Raw genomic sequence first — 16,575 nt, 5'->3', positions numbered from 1 at the left:
TTAGTAAGTATGAAAAAAGGAGAATGACGAGATGAATTCAAATTTAGAAAAAGATATATTATCACGTCGAACTTTTGCCATTATCAGTCACCCTGATGCTGGGAAAACGACGATTACAGAAAAGCTTTTACTATTTGGTGGTGCGATTCGTGATGCCGGTACGGTAAAAGGAAAGAAATCAGGTAAGTTTGCAACATCTGACTGGATGGAGATTGAAAAGCAACGTGGGATTTCTGTAACTTCTTCAGTTATGCAATTCGATTATAATGGATCACGTGTCAATATTTTGGATACTCCAGGTCACCAAGATTTCTCGGAGGATACGTATCGTACACTAATGGCGGTGGATAGTGCTGTCATGGTCGTAGATGCTGCCAAAGGTATTGAAGCACAAACTTTAAAGCTGTTCAAAGTTTGTAAAATGCGTGGTATTCCAATTTTTACGTTTATTAATAAACTTGACCGTCAAGGGAAGGAGCCACTTGAGCTGATTGAAGAGCTTGAGGAGGTATTGGGCATTAACGCTTACCCAATGAACTGGCCGATCGGTATGGGTAAAGAGTTTTTAGGTATTTATGATCGTTATAATAAACGTATCGAACAATTCCGTTCTGATGAAGCAGAGCGTTTCTTGCCAATTGATGAAAATGGGGAACTTGCAGTTGAGAATCCGATGAAGGTGACTTCTTATTATTCACAAGCAATGGACGACATTATGTTGCTTGATGAAGCGGGTAATGAGTACTCAGAAGAAAAAATTCGTCGTGGTGAATTAACACCTGTTTTCTTTGGTTCTGCTTTAACAAATTTCGGTGTACAAACATTCCTTGAAACATATTTACAATTTGCACCGACACCACAGCCTCGTATTACTGAGAATGAACTATTTATTGATCCAGTTGAGCATGAGGAGTTTTCAGGCTTCATTTTCAAAATTCAAGCGAATATGAACCCTGCACACCGTGACCGTATTGCCTTTGTGCGTATCGTATCGGGTAAATTTGAACGTGGCATGAACATGACTTTATCTCGTACAGGTAAATCATTCAAAGTGACACAATCAACACAATTCCTTGCGGATGACCGTGAAACAGTAGATGAAGCAGTAGCTGGTGATATTATCGGTTTATATGATACAGGTACTTATCAGATTGGCGACACAGTCGTAGGTGGTAAAAAGACATTCCAATTTGAAAAACTACCACAGTTCACTCCAGAGCTATTTGTTCGTGTAACTGCGAAAAATGTAATGAAATCTAAGCAATTCCATAAAGGGATTTTACAATTAGTGCAAGAAGGCGCCATTCAATATTATAAAACATTGCATACAGAAGAAGTTATTCTTGGAGCAGTTGGTCAATTACAATTTGAAGTTTTTGAGCATCGTATGAAAAATGAATATAATGTTGAAGTGAAAATGGAGCCAATTGGTTCGAAAATTGCAAGATGGATTGAAAACGAAGAGGATGTTAAAGAATCAATGTCTTCAGGTCGTTCAATGCTTGTAAAAGACCGATTTGATAATCTTGTTTTCTTATTTGAAAATGAATTTGCTATGCGTTGGTTTGCTGATAAAAACGAAAACATTAAATTGTATAGCCTTTTATAATTTAAACAAAATTGTCAGGATGATTTCCGTTCCAGGCTACTCGCTTTCCTGTGGGCGAGCGTCGAGCCGCTTCCTCCGCTTGCGCTCCGTGCAGGGTCTCGTCTGTCTCGCTTTCCCACGGGAGTCGAGTAGCCTTCCACTCCAATCAGCAATAGCGTAGAACTTTTATAAAATTTATGTATTGCAAAAGTGAACGCAGTGGTTACTCCTCAGAATGGACTTATAACAGTTAAGCAAATTGTATAACTGTTATTGCCACTGCTTCATTTTGCCAAAGAGGCGTACTTTTTATATGATACCTTAATTACATTAAAAAACACGAATCGACATGTTGCGATTCGTGTTTTTTTACAAGGAAAATTGGAGCGATATGTAGAATATATACAGTATTAGGAAATATAAGGTTCGGCATCATAATGTGTGGTTGATTTCCGTTCCGACTGGGCGCTTTCCTGGGGGCGGCCGATGAGCCGCTTCGCTGCGCTCCAGGGTCTCATCTGTGACGCTAATCCCCGAGGAGTCGACCAGTCTCCACTCCAATCAACTTAAATAAAGTATACGTTTTAACAAATTGCATCTCCTAATTTTGACGTTGTGCTATAAATTAAACCTATAATAAATGGAGGAGTTACCCAATTTATAATTTATTCAGCTTTTCGGGTATTATAGAAGGGAAGAGATGGAAAAGGAGCTTGTACAAGTGAACATTAGTAATTTTTGTATTAAAAAGCCTGTTTTTACAATGGTTACAATGATATTGGTCATTATTTTAGGCGGCGTTTCATTATTAAAAATACCTATTACGCTTATTCCAGAATTACGTCCACCAATAGGCATCGTTGTTACTTCTTACCCTGGTGCAAGTCCGACAGAGGTTAACGAGAAGATAACAAAGCCCTTAGAGACAACGCTTGCCACCTTACCAGGGATTAAAAAACTACAGTCTACCTCTCAAGAAGGATCCAATTTAATTGTTCTCGAATTTGATTGGTCAACCAATATTGAAGATGCTCAGCTCGATATTTTACAACGCATCGATATGACCCCTTTACCGAATGATGCTGAGAAACCTAGCTTTTTAAAATTTGATCCATCTCAGTTTCCTATCATACAACTTTCACTACGGGCGGAAAATGACCATGTAGATGTGCGTTTACTGGCAGAAGCCTTGGAAAAGGAACTTCGTCGAACGGCTGGTGTCGCGAGTGTAAATATTTCCGGTAAACTAGTCGAAGAAGTTCAAATAACTTTAGATGAATCGAAGTTAGTTGAAAAAGGATTGACGCAAGCAGATGTTATTCAAATTATTCAATCGAACAATGTTTCCCTTCCTGGTGAACCCGTATTAACAGCAGATGGAAAGATGTTAACAACTCGTATTTTAAGTACATTAAATTCACCTGAAAGCATTGCAGATTTAATTATTTCAGTAAATCCACTAGATGGTAAAGCATTAACAGTTGGAGAAGTAGCAACTGTTGAACGCACGGAGCAAAAATCTATAACTACGACACGTGCAAATGAGCATCCTGCAGTATTAATGTCTGTATTACAGGAATCAGGCGCTAACACGGCAGAAGTATCCAAAGCTTTTAAAAAGGCTTTAAATGAATTATTAACGAAGAAGCAATATGAAGGAATCGTCGCAGACGTGCTAGTGGACCAAGGGAATTACGTAGATTTAGCAATTAACAATATCGGAACTTCTCTACTATTAGGTGGATTATTCGCAATGTTCGTGTTATTCGTTTTTCTACGAAGTGTTAAAAGCCCTATTATTATTGGAATTGCGATTCCATATTCGGTTATTGTTACATTTGTTTTAATGTTTTTCGCCAACTTTTCACTCAATATTATGACATTAGGAGCGTTAGCACTTGGCATCGGTATGCTTGTTGATAATGCTATCGTTGTTATAGAAAACATTGAACGACATTTAGGACTTGGCAAGGACCCTATCGTAGCAGCTAAGGATGGGACAAAGGAAGTGGCACTTGCGATTACGGCGTCCACGCTCACAACAATTGCTGTATTCATTCCTGTGATGTTTATTAAAGGATTAATAGGGCAAATTTTCACAGAATTTGCATTAACTATTTCCTTTAGCTTAATTGCTTCTTTAGTCGTTGCGTTAACGGTTGTCCCAATGCTTGCAAGTCGTCTTTTAAAAATGAAATCAATAAATGTTTATGAAAAACGAAATGAATCATCCTTTTACAAGAGCTACAAAACATCAATTATTTGGGTGTTGCGTCACCGTATGCTTGTACTAATCTCAGCAGTTGTCTGTTTTGGACTTGCCTTGTTTGGGCTTATGAAAATTGGCACAGAGTTTTTACCGCCAACCGATGAAGGGTTTGCGTCCATTAGTGTAAATCTTGAAAAAGGGGTAGCGGTATCAGAAACAGAAAAAGTTGTTGCGAAAATTGAGGAACGTTTGAAACAGGAGAAAGATGTTGACGTATATGTTAGCTTAATCGGTGGTACACAGCAAGCACAAGCTCGGGGACAAACAAGCGCAAACCAAGCTGAGCTTTATGTAAAGCTTGTCCCTTTAGCAGATAGGGATCGTTCGATTTTTGAATTTGTAGAAGAGGTTGAAAAAGATTTGCATGCTAAGCTAGGGGAGCAAGTTGAAATCAACTTCAATGTTTCAACGACAACAGGTTCGTCACCAAATACATTAACGTTTAGGTTAACTGACTCTGATGAGCGAAGACTCCATAGCTTTGTTTATAAAGTGCAGCAGGAGCTGTCAAAGGAAAATGCTATCACAAAAGTATCTACGGATTTAGATATCACTGTAAAAGAAATTCAAGTCGAAGTAGACCGTGAAAAGGCGAAGGACTACGGATTTGTACCTGCACAAATTGCTCAAACGGTCAATCAAATGACGAAGGGTCAGCTAACTACGCAATTAATGGCAGAGGATGGTGCTGTATTGCCTGTTTATACAGGCTTTGGACAAGTGTTTAATGATAGTATCGAGTCATTAAAATCGATGCAGCTACGTTCACCTGCAGGTTTATTTGTAAAACTAGAGGACATTGCAACTGTTTCTGTACAAGAAGGGCCAGTATCGATAAGACGTTCTGATCAGGCTGCTGCTGTTGCATTTTTTGTAGAATATAAAACGAAGGAATCGCTAGGTGGCATCTCAGCTAAAGTGGACAAAGCATTGGAAAAAGCCGATTTACCAACTGAAACTCAAGTTGTCTTTAGTGGAGATCGTGAGCTTTATGATAGTGCGATTAATGATATGCTTTTAGCAGTTGCGTTAGCGGTCGTACTTGTATATATCGTGATGGCCGCACAGTTTGAATCTTTTAAATATCCATTCGTTATCATGTTCACAGTACCTTTAATGATTATTGGTGTTGCTATTGCTATGTTTGCTACGAACACGCTAATTGGTGTTACATCTGTTATAGGCATCTTAATATTAGTTGGGATTGTCGTGAATAACGGAATTGTCCTTGTAGATTACATTAATCAACAAAAAGCTAGAGGAATGGCGACGTATGAGGCGATTGTACTTGCTACACAAGATCGACTTCGACCAATTTTAATGACGGCACTAACAACGATTTTAGGATTGCTACCACTTGCTCTTGGCATCGGTGAAGGAACAGAGATGAATAAACCGATGGGAATTGTCGTAATCGGAGGGCTTGTGACATCCACTTTATTGACTTTATATATTGTACCAATCGTATATAGCTTAATGGATAAAAAAACTAGGAAGATGCGGTAAGTTCAGGGGGGATGAGAGATGGGGGTTCATTTTTTTACAGGCTTTCCGGGTTTTATTTCAAGTCAATTAATACGAGAGTTATTTCGAAAAAATCAATCACATGAAGTCATCGCCATTGTTTTAGCTGGTGAGTTAATAAAAGCGAATTTAGCAAGAGAACATATTTTAGCAGAGTTTCCTAACTGTTCTATTCGTATTGTAGAGGGAGATATTACATTACCGAATCTTGGCCTAGAAGACCAAGCTGTGCAGGAAATTACACCTCAAATAGAGGTGCTCTGGCATCTAGCTGCCATTTATGATTTAGCCGTACCACGCGACATCGCATGGAAGGTAAATGTGCATGGTACGACTATGGTCAATGATTTTGTTCGCACACTTCCGAACGTAAGACGCTATATGTATTTCAGTACAGCGTATGTCGCAGGGATACGTGAAGGTATTTTGAGAGAAAATGAATTAATTCGCCCGCCTGCATTTAAAAACCATTATGAGGAAACAAAATATGAAGCGGAGCATCGAGTAGACGATTTGAAATCTGAAATACCACTGACGATTATTCGACCTGGTATCGTACGCGGACATTCCGAAACAGGAAAAACGATTAAATTCGATGGGCCATATTTCTTTTTAAATATGGTAGATAAATTAAAATGCCTACCTTTTATTCCGTACATTGGTCAATCGAAATCAACAATAAATGTAGTGCCAGTGGATTACATTATAAACGCTTCGACTTATCTAGTTGATGAAAAATGTGCTGAAGGTAAAACTTTACATCTAACGGACCCAAATCCGCATCCCGTGCAGGAAGTGTATCGGACGATGGTTAAATTATTAACGAACCATTATCCTAAGGGGCGATTACCGCTAACACTAGCAAGACTATCTTTACAAGTCCCACTTCTTCGAAAAAATCTAGGTGTTGAGCAAGAAACTTTAGATTATTTAACTTGGGATGCTAAATTTGATACGTCGGAAGCAGTGTCTATTTTGAAAAAAGGTAATATTACATGCCCCGACTTTATACAAACTATGCCAAGAATGATTGAATTTTATTTGGCGCATAAAGAGGATAAAAGCTATCAAATTCAAATAAAGTGACTTCGAGTAGTAGTACACTAATTGGGGTTGATGCAATCGGCTACAGGTATGTTTGTTGGGAAATATAGGTTGGCTATTAATTGATAAAAGCATTTTTTGTTTATATTTTGCTAATGTATGCCCATTTTAACTGATAGTAGCGTAGGGCCACTTGACTCCCGCTGGAAAGCGAGACAGACGAGACCCTGAGGCCAACACGATGTTGGTCACGAAGACATTGTCACAGGATGTGACGCACTCTTCGTTCCTATAGCGAAAGAAATGGCTCGACGCTCACCCGCAGGAGGCCTTGCTCTGCCAGAAAGCGTAGCGGCAGCAACAAAGCGAGTAGCCCGTAGCGGAAATTAGAGCCTTCTATTAGATAGTAGGGTAGAATAATTTTGCCACTCATATATGATAGTGCTATAATGAGTTTAAAGAAGAAGAACCTTCGACGTTTTGTCAAAGGGGAGTAGCTAACAGATACGAGCGATGTATCTGGATTACATTCGTCATGACATGGTTTTTACCATCGGGTGTGATAAGCGATTAATTCTATGCTTGCGGTATTCATTCCACTAGTAATAGAGAGGTACTGATGAATTGTCAGATATTTATTTGCTTAGCGAGACCTTTGCCTTTTTATAGGGGCAGAGGTCTTTACTTTTGTATTCATATAGTAAAAACTGATTTGGGTATACAGAGCTTTAGAGGAGGCACATGAATGGAATCAATTATATTAGAATACGGTTGGGTACTTATTGTACTTGTAGTATTAGAAGGGTTATTAGCAGCAGATAATGCAGTAGTAATGGCTGTGATGGTGAAGCATTTACCACATGAGCAACAAAAAAAGGCACTATTTTATGGATTATTCGGTGCATTAATTTTCCGTTTCTCAGCACTTTTTGTCATTACAGTATTAGTGAATTATTGGCAAATTCAAGCATTGGGAGCAGCTTATTTATTATTCATGTCCGCCAAAAATATATATGATTTGCGCCATAAAAAGGATTCAGATGAAGAGTCTAGTGAAAAAGAGGGGAAAAAGGGCTCTGGTTTTTGGATGACGGTGCTTAAGGTAGAGGCCGCGGATATTGCATTTGCTATTGATTCTATGCTTGCTGCAGTTGCCATTGCTGTTACTTTACCAAAGGTAGGAAGCTTTGATATTGGTGGCATCAATGGTGGACAATTCATTGTCATGTTACTTGGTGGGTTTATCGGAGTGATCATGATGCGATTTGCGGCACAATGGTTTGTGAAAATATTAAATGACTATCCTTCACTTGAAACAGCTGCGTTTTTAATTGTAGGTTGGGTAGGTGTGAAGCTTGTTGTGTTGACTTTGTCACATGAAAAGGTGGGTATTTTACCTGCAGAATTTCCACATTCAACTGTGTGGGAGTTAACTTTCTGGATCGTATTAGTGGGCATCGCATTAGTAGGTTATTTAGTAGGAGTTCGTTTTAAAAATAAAGCTTAATATCATTTAGAGGGATAGTCGTAGCTATTCCTCTTTCTTTTTTTAAGTATTTTTCCTATACTAATATCTATCGAGTTTGGCATCATATTAGGAAGGGGTTGTCAACGTGCCCTGGAAAAGATCAAAAAATAGACTTGTTACACCTTTTCAGGTGCTTGTCTCTTATTATTTTATAGCTATAGCGATTTCCTTCCTGTTACTACGGCTACCAGGCGTTCATCAAGAAGGTGTACACGTTTCATTATTAGATAGCTTGTTTACGGCTGTAAGTGCAGTTAGTGTAACGGGTTTAACAACATTCGATATATCTGAAAGCTACACAACATTTGGCCTCGTGATGGTACTTGTCATTTTACAACTTGGCGCAATTGGTATTATGTCACTTGGTACCTTTGTATGGTTACTAGTTGGGAAAAAAATAGGTATGCGTGAGCGTCAGTTGATTATGATTGACCATAATCAATACAATTTGTCAGGGGTTGTCCAATTAATTCGCGAAATATTGAAAATATTAATAGGTATTGAAGTGATGGGTGCGTTTATTTTAACGTTGCACTTTACAAACTATTTCGATACTTTCGAAGAAGCGTTGATTCATGGTGTTTTTGCCTCCGTTTCTGCTACTACAAATGGTGGTTTTGATATTACAGGCATGAGTTTATTACCGTTTCATAACGATTACTTTGTGCAAATAATAACGATGTTATTAATCGTGCTAGGCGCGATAGGCTTCCCAGTATTAATTGAAGTGAAATCGTTTTTACTTCATCGACATGCAAATTTCCGCTTTAGTTTATTTACAAAAATAACAACTTCTACATATGCAATTTTATTTGTGGTAGGGGCTCTCGTTATTTTATTGCTTGAATCATTCCATTCCTTTAAGGGAATGTCTTGGCATGAAGCGCTGTTTTCAGCAATGTTCCATTCTGTTTCAACACGATCAGCTGGACTGACGACGTACGATGTCACAACCTTTAGTGAAGCGACAGATATTTTTATGAGCTTTTTAATGTTTATTGGTTCTTCGCCAAGTTCAGTTGGTGGAGGGATACGTACAACAACGTTTGCCATGGCCATTCTATTCCTAATTACCTTTTCACGAGGAAGAGAGGATATTCAAGTATTCGGACGTGAAATACATTTAATCGATGTATTCCGCTCGTTTGTTGTTATTTTATTGGCATTCTTTATGGTATTAGTCGCGACAATTATGTTACTCATTACTGAACCACACGCATCATTGATTCAAATAATTTTTGAAATTACATCAGCGTTCGGAACGTGTGGGATGTCTTTAGGGATTACCTCTGATTTATCGGCGTTTGGTAAAATTATCATTATGATTTTAATGTTCGTTGGTCGTGTCGGTTTAATCTCCTTCCTTTACACTCTTGGTGGTGGTGGTAGAGGCAAAAAATCAAGTTATCACTATCCTAAGGAACGAGTAATTATCGGGTAAGTACTAGACCATTGATATGAATGACTTTTATGGGATTCAATACTGGAATAGCCCCCTACAACTAAGATTGAAATAAAAAAGAGCTAATTTAGCTCTTTTTTTATTTCCGTACTATTTTCCGGTTACCAATAAGTTTATTGAACGAGATTATAAAGGTTATCTTAGTAGAAAATCTATTCATAAAGAGGGATTTAGATTGCGTAATTGACAAGAAATTGCTGTTGACACACAATTGTCGAAAAATTTTAAATTGTTTTTTCCTGGTTGTTGCGACTATTTAATAGGTAATATTTCCAATAAATAGGTATCGACGCATTGATATTTTCGAACTAAGCTTTTTTAGGATAATAGTAATGCCGAAAAGAACGTCTGTTAAGTGTAATAAAGCTATTTTTTTGATTGCCATGGATTTGATGAAAATGTAATTATATGGTTTTAATTTAAAGGCTGCTTAAAAATTTAAGAGTTTTTAATGGATGAAAAAAACGCTAGTCCTAAATTTAATGAATGGACTAGCGTTTCTTATTATAAAGAGTCGATTGTTGCAAAGTATGGTGCTTGACCGTGACGGAAGTAAGTTAAAAGATAGCCATTTTTTTGTACAATTTTGCCTTTTGAAAAATTTTGGTAATCAATGTAATGCGGAATAATGAGCGTATGTTTAAACAATTCTTTTTCGGATAGATTGAAGTTGGCAAATGGCTCTCCTGCGATGGCAGGGTTTTCGCGTAATGCCGTATAAAGTGCTTTTTGTTGCTCCTCTGTAGGACGCTCCTTCCACCATAATTTACGCGGCTGGAACTGTTGAGCCATTAAATAATCTAGTTGCATTAGGCTTTGAATGATAGTTAAATCAGTACCTTCAACAGTTTCTAAAAACATTAATAAACGAAGGAATAAATCCTCAAGCTGATGTCCGATACGAGACCAACCTTTAGTTTCCCAATAAGTACCGAAGTTTTGGAAGAAATCAAATGGTGTTTCAAACACTTCAGTTACTAAATATTCAATCGTATGATCCATACGGTGATCGTTCCAGTATTTCTCAAGCACGTCCTCTGCATGTTTAATGCGCACGATATCATCAAATGTTAAGACATTATTAGAGAAAATCTCGTAAGGTGATTGGTCCACATACGTATAGCCAAATTTTTCAGCCTCTAGACGAAGGCCTGTACCACGCAGAAGCTTAAGGAATCCAAGCTGTAATTCTTCTGGGCGCATTGCGAAAACGTCATTAAAGGTTTGACGGAAGCTTGCATAATCCTCCTCTGGTAAACCAGCGATTAAGTCTAAATGCTGATCAATCTTTCCACCTTCTTTGACCATTGTCACTGTACGTGTTAGTTTTTCAAAGTTTTGACGGCGCTTCACGAGAGTATTTGTTAAATCGTTCGTTGATTGAACACCGATTTCAAAACGGAAAAGACCTTTTGGTGCGTTATCATTTAAAAACTGGATAACCTCAGGACGCATAATATCAGCGGTAATTTCAAATTGGAATACAACCCCTGGCTTATGTTCATCGATTAAAAACTGGAACATTTCCATCGCATAGCTGCGGCTTATATTAAATGTACGGTCAACAAATTTGATAGTACGTGCACCGTTGTCCATCAAGAATCGAATATCTTCTTTTATTTTCTCTCGGTTAAAATAACGAACCCCTACTTCAATAGAAGATAAACAAAATTGACAACTAAATGGACAGCCGCGACTTGTTTCAATATATTGGATTCGTTTGCTTAGATGAGGGAGGTCCTCCTCGAAACGAAATGGACTTGGCAATTCACGTAAATCAATTTTGGGTGCTTGTGCGTGAATTCGTACTTTACCATCCTCTAAGTAGCAAATCCCTGGAACATCCTCTAATGCAATTTCTCCATGCAAATGGCGTAGTAATTGTTTAAAGGAAGTTTCACCTTCACCCATAACAATGAAATCAACCTCTTCAATTCTACGTAACCAATGGTGGGAATCGTAAGAAACTTCAGGTCCGCCGAGCAAAATTTTAACATTTGGGCAGACAGTTTTTAACATTTTGATGACGTGGATAGTTTCTTCAATATTCCAAATATAGCAGCTGAATCCTACAATATCAGGTTTTTTTTGGAATAAATCTGATACAATATTAAAAGCAGGATCTTTAATTGTATATTCTGCAATGATCGGATTAAATTCTGGTAAAGCAGCACCTTTTAAATAACGCAGTGCTAAATTTGTGTGAATATACTTTGCGTTTAAAGTAGTTAAAATAGTATTCATGAAATAATCTTCCTTTCAATTTCTAATTGTAACAGTCAAGTAGCTGTCAAACAATATAATCCTTTTTGCCTATTTATTTTGTGAACAGTTCGTGAAATAATTTTAAATACTTAAATTTACTAAATTTTGTAATAATAGAATCGTGCAGTCATAAAGTATAGTAAAGGCTCAAAATTCGAATAAGGGGTTTTTTACTCTATTGAAAGGTTCGGTGAGAAAGTTGAAGCAAAATGATATTAATCAATGTTTTGGAAATCTTATGACAAGTACTTCGTCACCAACACTTATTCTTAATAAAGTAGGTAAAATTTTAAACATGAATGAGGCTGCAATTAAACTGTTTAACCTCAATTCATCGTATATAGGTTATTTAACAATGGACGAGTCCTCTAATTTAAATTGGGCAAAATTCGTTAAACAATTACAAAGTGATTTGAGATCAGAAGAAATCTTCAATATTCAAACAGCTAGTAATGAGTTTGAAATGATGTCTTTCAAATGTTTTTATGATCCGAACACAGAAGAAATCGTTGCGCAAATTTCAACATTAAATAATGACATAGCTCATGAATTATATGTTAGCCAAGAGCAAGAGAGATCACAATCTTTCCATGCTTATGATCACTTACCATACGCTGTTATTATAAGTGACGCTAGCGGGATTATTCTTGGGCTAAATAAGTATGCTGAGATGTATTTAAAAATAGAAAAATCTCAGCTTCTTCATAAAGCACACCAGCACATCTTTGATACTTTTATACTTAAGAAAGGCCAAATTACTTCATACCTTTCTAAACTGATGGGTGAAAAGCATGCAAATATTCATGTAGTCGATGAAACGCAAGTTATTACCCCTTGCTATTATGAAATTTCAAGTATTTATGATGAATACAACAATATTATTGTCACAGTCATTAATGATGAAACAGAAAAGAAACAACTTCAACATAAAGTTGAACATCAGCAAGCTTTAAATGTTGTCGGTCAAATGGCCGCAAGTATCGCCCATGAAATCCGTAATCCATTAACTTCTTTAAAGGGCTTCACCGAATTATTAAAGTTAAATGCTGATGAAGAGTCCAGTATGTATTTATCTGTCATCGATAGTGAACTTCAACGTATGGAACAAATTTTATCCGAGCTTTTAGTATTGTCCAAGCCAACAAGTATGAAAGTAGAATTATTAGAGCTAAATAACATTGTGAAGCAAGTGATTGAATTTATGCTTCCAGATGCGCTTATGAAAAATATTATGATTCAATACATTTCTCCTTCTACACAAGTATACATTGGTGGCAATGAGAATCGCTTAAAGCAAGTATTCATGAATCTTATTAAAAATGCGATGGAATCCATGAATAATGGTGGAACGATCACAGTAGAAATGACTGCTGACTGTGCAATTGTTGAATTAAAGATTAAAGACGAAGGTGTCGGCATGGACGGTGCTACCCTTCAAAACTTATTCCAGCCTTTTTACACGACGAAATCAGCAGGGACAGGACTAGGTCTTGCTTTCGTGAAAAAGGTGATTGAAGAGCATGAAGGTGTAATAGGTGTGAGTAGTGAATTACAAAAGGGGACATGCTTCCACTTACAATTCCCTATTTACTCATTTAATCAGGTGGACACAATGGATGTATCCACGAAAGACTCTGCTTATTTAGTAACATAAAAGAGTCAATTTGTACCGTAAACGCCATATGCGGCTTAAAATCAAATAATGCTTTTGACAATGCTTTTCTAATATCGCTATAATGGCATGTATAAAAGCGAATTGAAAGGAAAAGGATATGACGTCAGAAGATATAAAGCAATCATTAAAATTATATATCGTATTATCACGTGCACATAAAGCCATTAATGAGACAACCCAACAATTTTTTCAAGAGAATGGACTAAATCCTACTGAATTTGCCGTTTTAGAGCTTCTTTATCATAAAGGAAGACAACCATTACAGCAAATTGGCAATAAAATTTTGCTTGCTAGTGGGTCTATTACGTATGTCATTGACAAACTTGAAAAAAGAGGATATTTATTACGTGTTTCATGTCCTTCTGATCGCCGTGTTACGTATGCAGAAATTACGGACAAAGGTGAAGCATTTATGGCGGAACTATTTCCAAAGCATGAACAGCATTTACATGAATTGTTGAGTGTGCTATCTATTGAAGAAAAAGATCAAGCTATCACTTTATTAAAAAAATTAGGACTGTCTATTAAGGATTTGTCTTATTAAAAAGGGTTGTCTCAATGAATTTGAGGCAACTTTTTGTGTTGAACAAAAGGCTCATAACTGTTAGGGAGAGAACTTGGAGATTAACGTCATAGAAAAGGGAATGGAGCGAGCGACTAAAAGTATCCTGTCCTGCGTAAACGCCCTTGTAAACGCTCCTAGCCGCCCCTGGCACCAATCCGACCAATCGGAAGGGAAATGAGCCTCACGCTATGATATAAACCGTATTAAAAATAACAAAAAGACTGTAGAGCAAACAAGTTTGTCTACAGTCTTTTCTGAATCATTATTTTTTAGAAATAGTTGCTGCCATTTTAAACATAGCATCAGTTAAATCTAGTTCTTCGTTATCGTGAATAGTTAATTTAATAATTAAACCATCTTTTTCAAAAACAACGCCAATTACTTTTTCTTTGTCATCAACAAAATTTACAACATAACCTTCAATGTTTTTAATACCCTTAAATGCAGCTAGATCCTCAGAAGATAAAGCTGTTGGTGCACCAACAGCATTCATATAGTCTTGCATAGATGTTTTTACTTCATCATAGCTTGATTGTGAAACATCTTCGATACGCATGAATACTTCGGCATTTTCGTTAGAAATTAACATGTCTTTACCAGGTTCTTCTTGAGAAAGTTTAAATCCAGGTAGTTGTTGCATTTTATAGCCTTGATCAGCACTTTTCGATTCGCTTGCTGTTTCAGTTTTTTCTTTGCCTTTTTGTACATAGTTAACTTCTTGTTTCGGAGCATTTGCACTATCTGTAGTGTCTGTTTTGTCTGTAGTATCTTTATCTGTTTCATTTGCAGGCGTTTCTTCTGAGTCATTTACAGTTTTATCCTCAGTAGATGGTTTTTGCTGTTGTTCAGTATTTGATGGCTCATTTTTTTGAACATCAGAATCCTCTGTTTTATCAGAAGTGTTACATCCTACGACTAAAATGGCTGTTAGAAATAATGCAGGTAGAGAAATTAATTTTTTTTGCATGAAAAGCCCTCCTTTTATTATTAAACGTTGGTAAAGAGAAAATGTTTCCAAATTTTAATGCTATTATGTTAAAGGTAACACTAAAAATAAGAGCAGTACAAAGACTACATGGGATACAATAACAAGTGGCATACTCTTACGCCATTCATATAACAAGCCCCAAATAATGCCGGTTACAAGTGCAGCAATCATACCAAGCATAAAGCCGCTTATTGCAATAGAGATTGCACTTAAAATCGCTGTTACAATGACTGCTAAAGTAGGTCTCATAAAACGTTTCAGCTGTTGTTGAACATAGCCACGCCAAAAGAGCTCTTCACCAATAGCAACAATGAATACAAGTAATATATAGTGCCAAATAGTCTGTGGTCCATAATTTGCTAAAAACTTTTGTACTGATTGTACCAATGAACCATTAATATATGGTGCAAGCCAATAGCCAAAGCGTATAATACCGTATGTTATTGTACCGTATCCAATACCGAAAAGTAAAAATTTCCATGTCGGTAACTGATCTTCAATTTTACCAGTTAAAATGGCAATGGCAATACATACAAGTAAAGTAAATGCATATAGGTACCAAAATACAGCTTGGTTAGCAAAGGTAAAAGCAAGCATGCCATAAACGAATAATAAAGAAAGGAGCCATATTATTGTTTGTTTCGAATTTGTAAGCATTATTCGACCTCCATGCTTTTAATTTTATCAAAAAAAAAGTCCCTTATCATCTATAAAGACAAATAGGGACTATTCAGACTATTAAGCTTCATTTGTATATAAAATTTTGTAACGTTTATGGTTGACGACCGTCTTTTCTTCAATTTCAAGGGAATCGAAATTCTCCATGTATGTTAAATCAACGATCACCGAATTTTCATTTACTTTTTCGACTATACCTTGTAAGCCGTCTTTAAACTCGATAATATTTCCAACTTCAGCTATTTTCACAGACAGTCAGCTCCTTCATCGACTAATAATATACAGTTTGCATGAAAAAATGGAAAACGTAAAGCCTTTTTTGAATAATTCATAATTAATTACACAGAATTCTAAAGAAGAGAGGAATAAAAAAAATGGAAAAATACGAAAATATGCTTAAACAATTACAAAACGGGGAAATAAAAAGTATAGAGATAGAAAAGGAACAATTTTATGAGTTCCGAGAAGTGCTAGTAAAACATCCTTTATTTAAACATTATAGAGGTGAGGCCAAACAAAATGGACGCGTAATTTATACTTATCAAGAAATTCCAAGAAGCTGATTTGTCGAACATTGTCGTAAGTTAATGCTGTAAGAAATGAAATATAAATGTATAATAATGGTATGATTATTTGTGTGTGGAGGGTTATATGAATGGTCAATCTACTCTTGAAACAAATGGAACAAACTCGTGAGATGATGATTCGCTCAGGTGTAGAGAACGGGTTACAAAATGCGACAACCATTCAACTGAGTCGCAGATTAGATCAGTTAATGAATACTTATTATAGACAGACAACATTTGAAGAAGAAGAGCGTCAAGAAGATTGAAAGAATGTTCCAGTATTCAGAGTATAAACTTTTTAAATAATATGTTTAAAAAGCATTTGGTGGGGAATACTAATTTTGAACACAGCAACATTCTCATTTCCCCTTTAGAGCAGTGATACCCCATCTACTGCTCTCTTTTTTTTGTCTTCATAACGCC

Annotated in this window: 13 protein-coding genes; 9 read left to right on the top strand and 4 right to left on the bottom strand. The window is 36.6% G+C overall.

Annotation, left to right across the window (positions count from 1 at the left end):
* Nucleotides 1-31 precede the first annotated feature (31 nt).
* The 5 genes from ABE34_RS10215 (at nt 32) to ABE34_RS10195 (ending at nt 9,394) form a co-directional block, all read left to right on the top strand.
* The gene (locus ABE34_RS10215; protein WP_197142255.1) at nt 32-1,609 is read left to right on the top strand and encodes a peptide chain release factor 3; all 1,578 of its coding nucleotides are present in this window, start codon (nt 32-34) and stop codon (nt 1,607-1,609) included.
* Between the two features lie 700 nt (nt 1,610-2,309).
* The gene (locus tag ABE34_RS10210; RefSeq protein ID WP_197142286.1) at nt 2,310-5,363 is read left to right on the top strand and encodes an efflux RND transporter permease subunit; all 3,054 of its coding nucleotides are present in this window, start codon (nt 2,310-2,312) and stop codon (nt 5,361-5,363) included.
* A gap of 18 nt (nt 5,364-5,381) precedes the next feature.
* Entirely contained in the window at nt 5,382-6,467 is a 1,086-nt protein-coding gene (locus ABE34_RS10205) for an SDR family oxidoreductase (protein ID WP_197142254.1), read from the top strand.
* 703 nt (nt 6,468-7,170) lie between these two features.
* Nucleotides 7,171-7,932, top strand: coding sequence for a TerC family protein (locus tag ABE34_RS10200; RefSeq protein ID WP_197142253.1), 762 nt, complete (start codon nt 7,171-7,173; stop codon nt 7,930-7,932).
* Between the two features lie 106 nt (nt 7,933-8,038).
* Nucleotides 8,039-9,394 carry a TrkH family potassium uptake protein gene (locus tag ABE34_RS10195; protein ID WP_197142252.1) on the top strand — a complete coding sequence of 452 codons (1,356 nt, stop codon included), beginning with the start codon at nt 8,039-8,041 and terminating at the stop codon, nt 9,392-9,394.
* A 525-nt stretch (nt 9,395-9,919) separates the two neighbouring features.
* On the opposite strand, the gene ABE34_RS10190 is transcribed toward ABE34_RS10195, so the two are convergent.
* Nucleotides 9,920-11,659 (bottom strand): B12-binding domain-containing radical SAM protein, encoded by a 1,740-nt coding sequence (locus ABE34_RS10190; RefSeq protein WP_197142250.1) that lies wholly within the window; start codon nt 11,657-11,659, stop codon nt 9,920-9,922.
* A 199-nt stretch (nt 11,660-11,858) separates the two neighbouring features.
* Between ABE34_RS10190 and ABE34_RS10185 the strand changes: the two genes are divergently transcribed.
* Both ABE34_RS10185 and ABE34_RS10180 read left to right on the top strand, forming a co-directional pair.
* The gene (locus tag ABE34_RS10185) at nt 11,859-13,334 is read left to right on the top strand and encodes a PAS domain-containing sensor histidine kinase (RefSeq protein WP_197142248.1); all 1,476 of its coding nucleotides are present in this window, start codon (nt 11,859-11,861) and stop codon (nt 13,332-13,334) included.
* Nucleotides 13,335-13,452: 118 nt separating this feature from the next.
* Entirely contained in the window at nt 13,453-13,899 is a 447-nt protein-coding gene (locus ABE34_RS10180; RefSeq protein WP_197142246.1) for a MarR family winged helix-turn-helix transcriptional regulator, read from the top strand.
* Between the two features lie 283 nt (nt 13,900-14,182).
* Here the strand turns inward: ABE34_RS10180 and ABE34_RS10175 are convergent, their stop codons facing one another.
* From ABE34_RS10175 to ABE34_RS10165, 3 genes are all read right to left on the bottom strand, one after another.
* Nucleotides 14,183-14,887, bottom strand: a complete 705-nt coding sequence (locus tag ABE34_RS10175; RefSeq protein WP_197142244.1) for a hypothetical protein — start codon at nt 14,885-14,887, stop codon at nt 14,183-14,185.
* Nucleotides 14,888-14,950: 63 nt separating this feature from the next.
* A complete protein-coding gene (locus ABE34_RS10170) occupies nt 14,951-15,565 on the bottom strand; it encodes a CPBP family intramembrane glutamic endopeptidase (RefSeq protein WP_197142242.1) in 615 nt (204 codons plus the stop codon).
* An 81-nt stretch (nt 15,566-15,646) separates the two neighbouring features.
* Nucleotides 15,647-15,835 carry a YkvS family protein gene (locus tag ABE34_RS10165; RefSeq protein ID WP_053483503.1) on the bottom strand — a complete coding sequence of 63 codons (189 nt, stop codon included), beginning with the start codon at nt 15,833-15,835 and terminating at the stop codon, nt 15,647-15,649.
* Between the two features lie 125 nt (nt 15,836-15,960).
* Between ABE34_RS10165 and ABE34_RS10160 the strand changes: the two genes are divergently transcribed.
* Nucleotides 15,961-16,149, top strand: a complete 189-nt coding sequence (locus tag ABE34_RS10160) for a hypothetical protein (protein WP_197142240.1) — start codon at nt 15,961-15,963, stop codon at nt 16,147-16,149.
* Between the two features lie 92 nt (nt 16,150-16,241).
* Nucleotides 16,242-16,418, top strand: a complete 177-nt coding sequence (locus tag ABE34_RS10155; RefSeq protein WP_197142238.1) for an aspartyl-phosphate phosphatase Spo0E family protein — start codon at nt 16,242-16,244, stop codon at nt 16,416-16,418.
* The last annotated feature ends 157 nt before the right edge of the window (nt 16,419-16,575 follow it).

It is taken from the genome of Lysinibacillus sphaericus, from assembly GCF_015844675.1.
In the GTDB taxonomy this organism is placed as follows: domain Bacteria; phylum Bacillota; class Bacilli; order Bacillales_A; family Planococcaceae; genus Lysinibacillus; species Lysinibacillus sphaericus_E.
Note: the sequence above shows the minus strand (reverse complement) of the source record. Positions and strands in the feature narration are given on the sequence as shown.

Coding starts and splice junctions, on each gene's coding strand:
- ABE34_RS10215 (WP_197142255.1), top strand. CDS start 32: ATGAATTCAAATTTAGAAAAAGATATATTATCACGTCGAACTTTTGCC.
- ABE34_RS10205 (WP_197142254.1), top strand. CDS start 5,382: ATGGGGGTTCATTTTTTTACAGGCTTTCCGGGTTTTATTTCAAGTCAA.
- ABE34_RS10200 (WP_197142253.1), top strand. CDS start 7,171: ATGGAATCAATTATATTAGAATACGGTTGGGTACTTATTGTACTTGTA.
- ABE34_RS10190 (WP_197142250.1), bottom strand. CDS start 11,659: ATGAATACTATTTTAACTACTTTAAACGCAAAGTATATTCACACAAAT.
- ABE34_RS10180 (WP_197142246.1), top strand. CDS start 13,453: ATGACGTCAGAAGATATAAAGCAATCATTAAAATTATATATCGTATTA.
- ABE34_RS10175 (WP_197142244.1), bottom strand. CDS start 14,887: ATGCAAAAAAAATTAATTTCTCTACCTGCATTATTTCTAACAGCCATT.
- ABE34_RS10170 (WP_197142242.1), bottom strand. CDS start 15,565: ATGCTTACAAATTCGAAACAAACAATAATATGGCTCCTTTCTTTATTA.
- ABE34_RS10160 (WP_197142240.1), top strand. CDS start 15,961: ATGGAAAAATACGAAAATATGCTTAAACAATTACAAAACGGGGAAATA.
- ABE34_RS10155 (WP_197142238.1), top strand. CDS start 16,242: ATGGTCAATCTACTCTTGAAACAAATGGAACAAACTCGTGAGATGATG.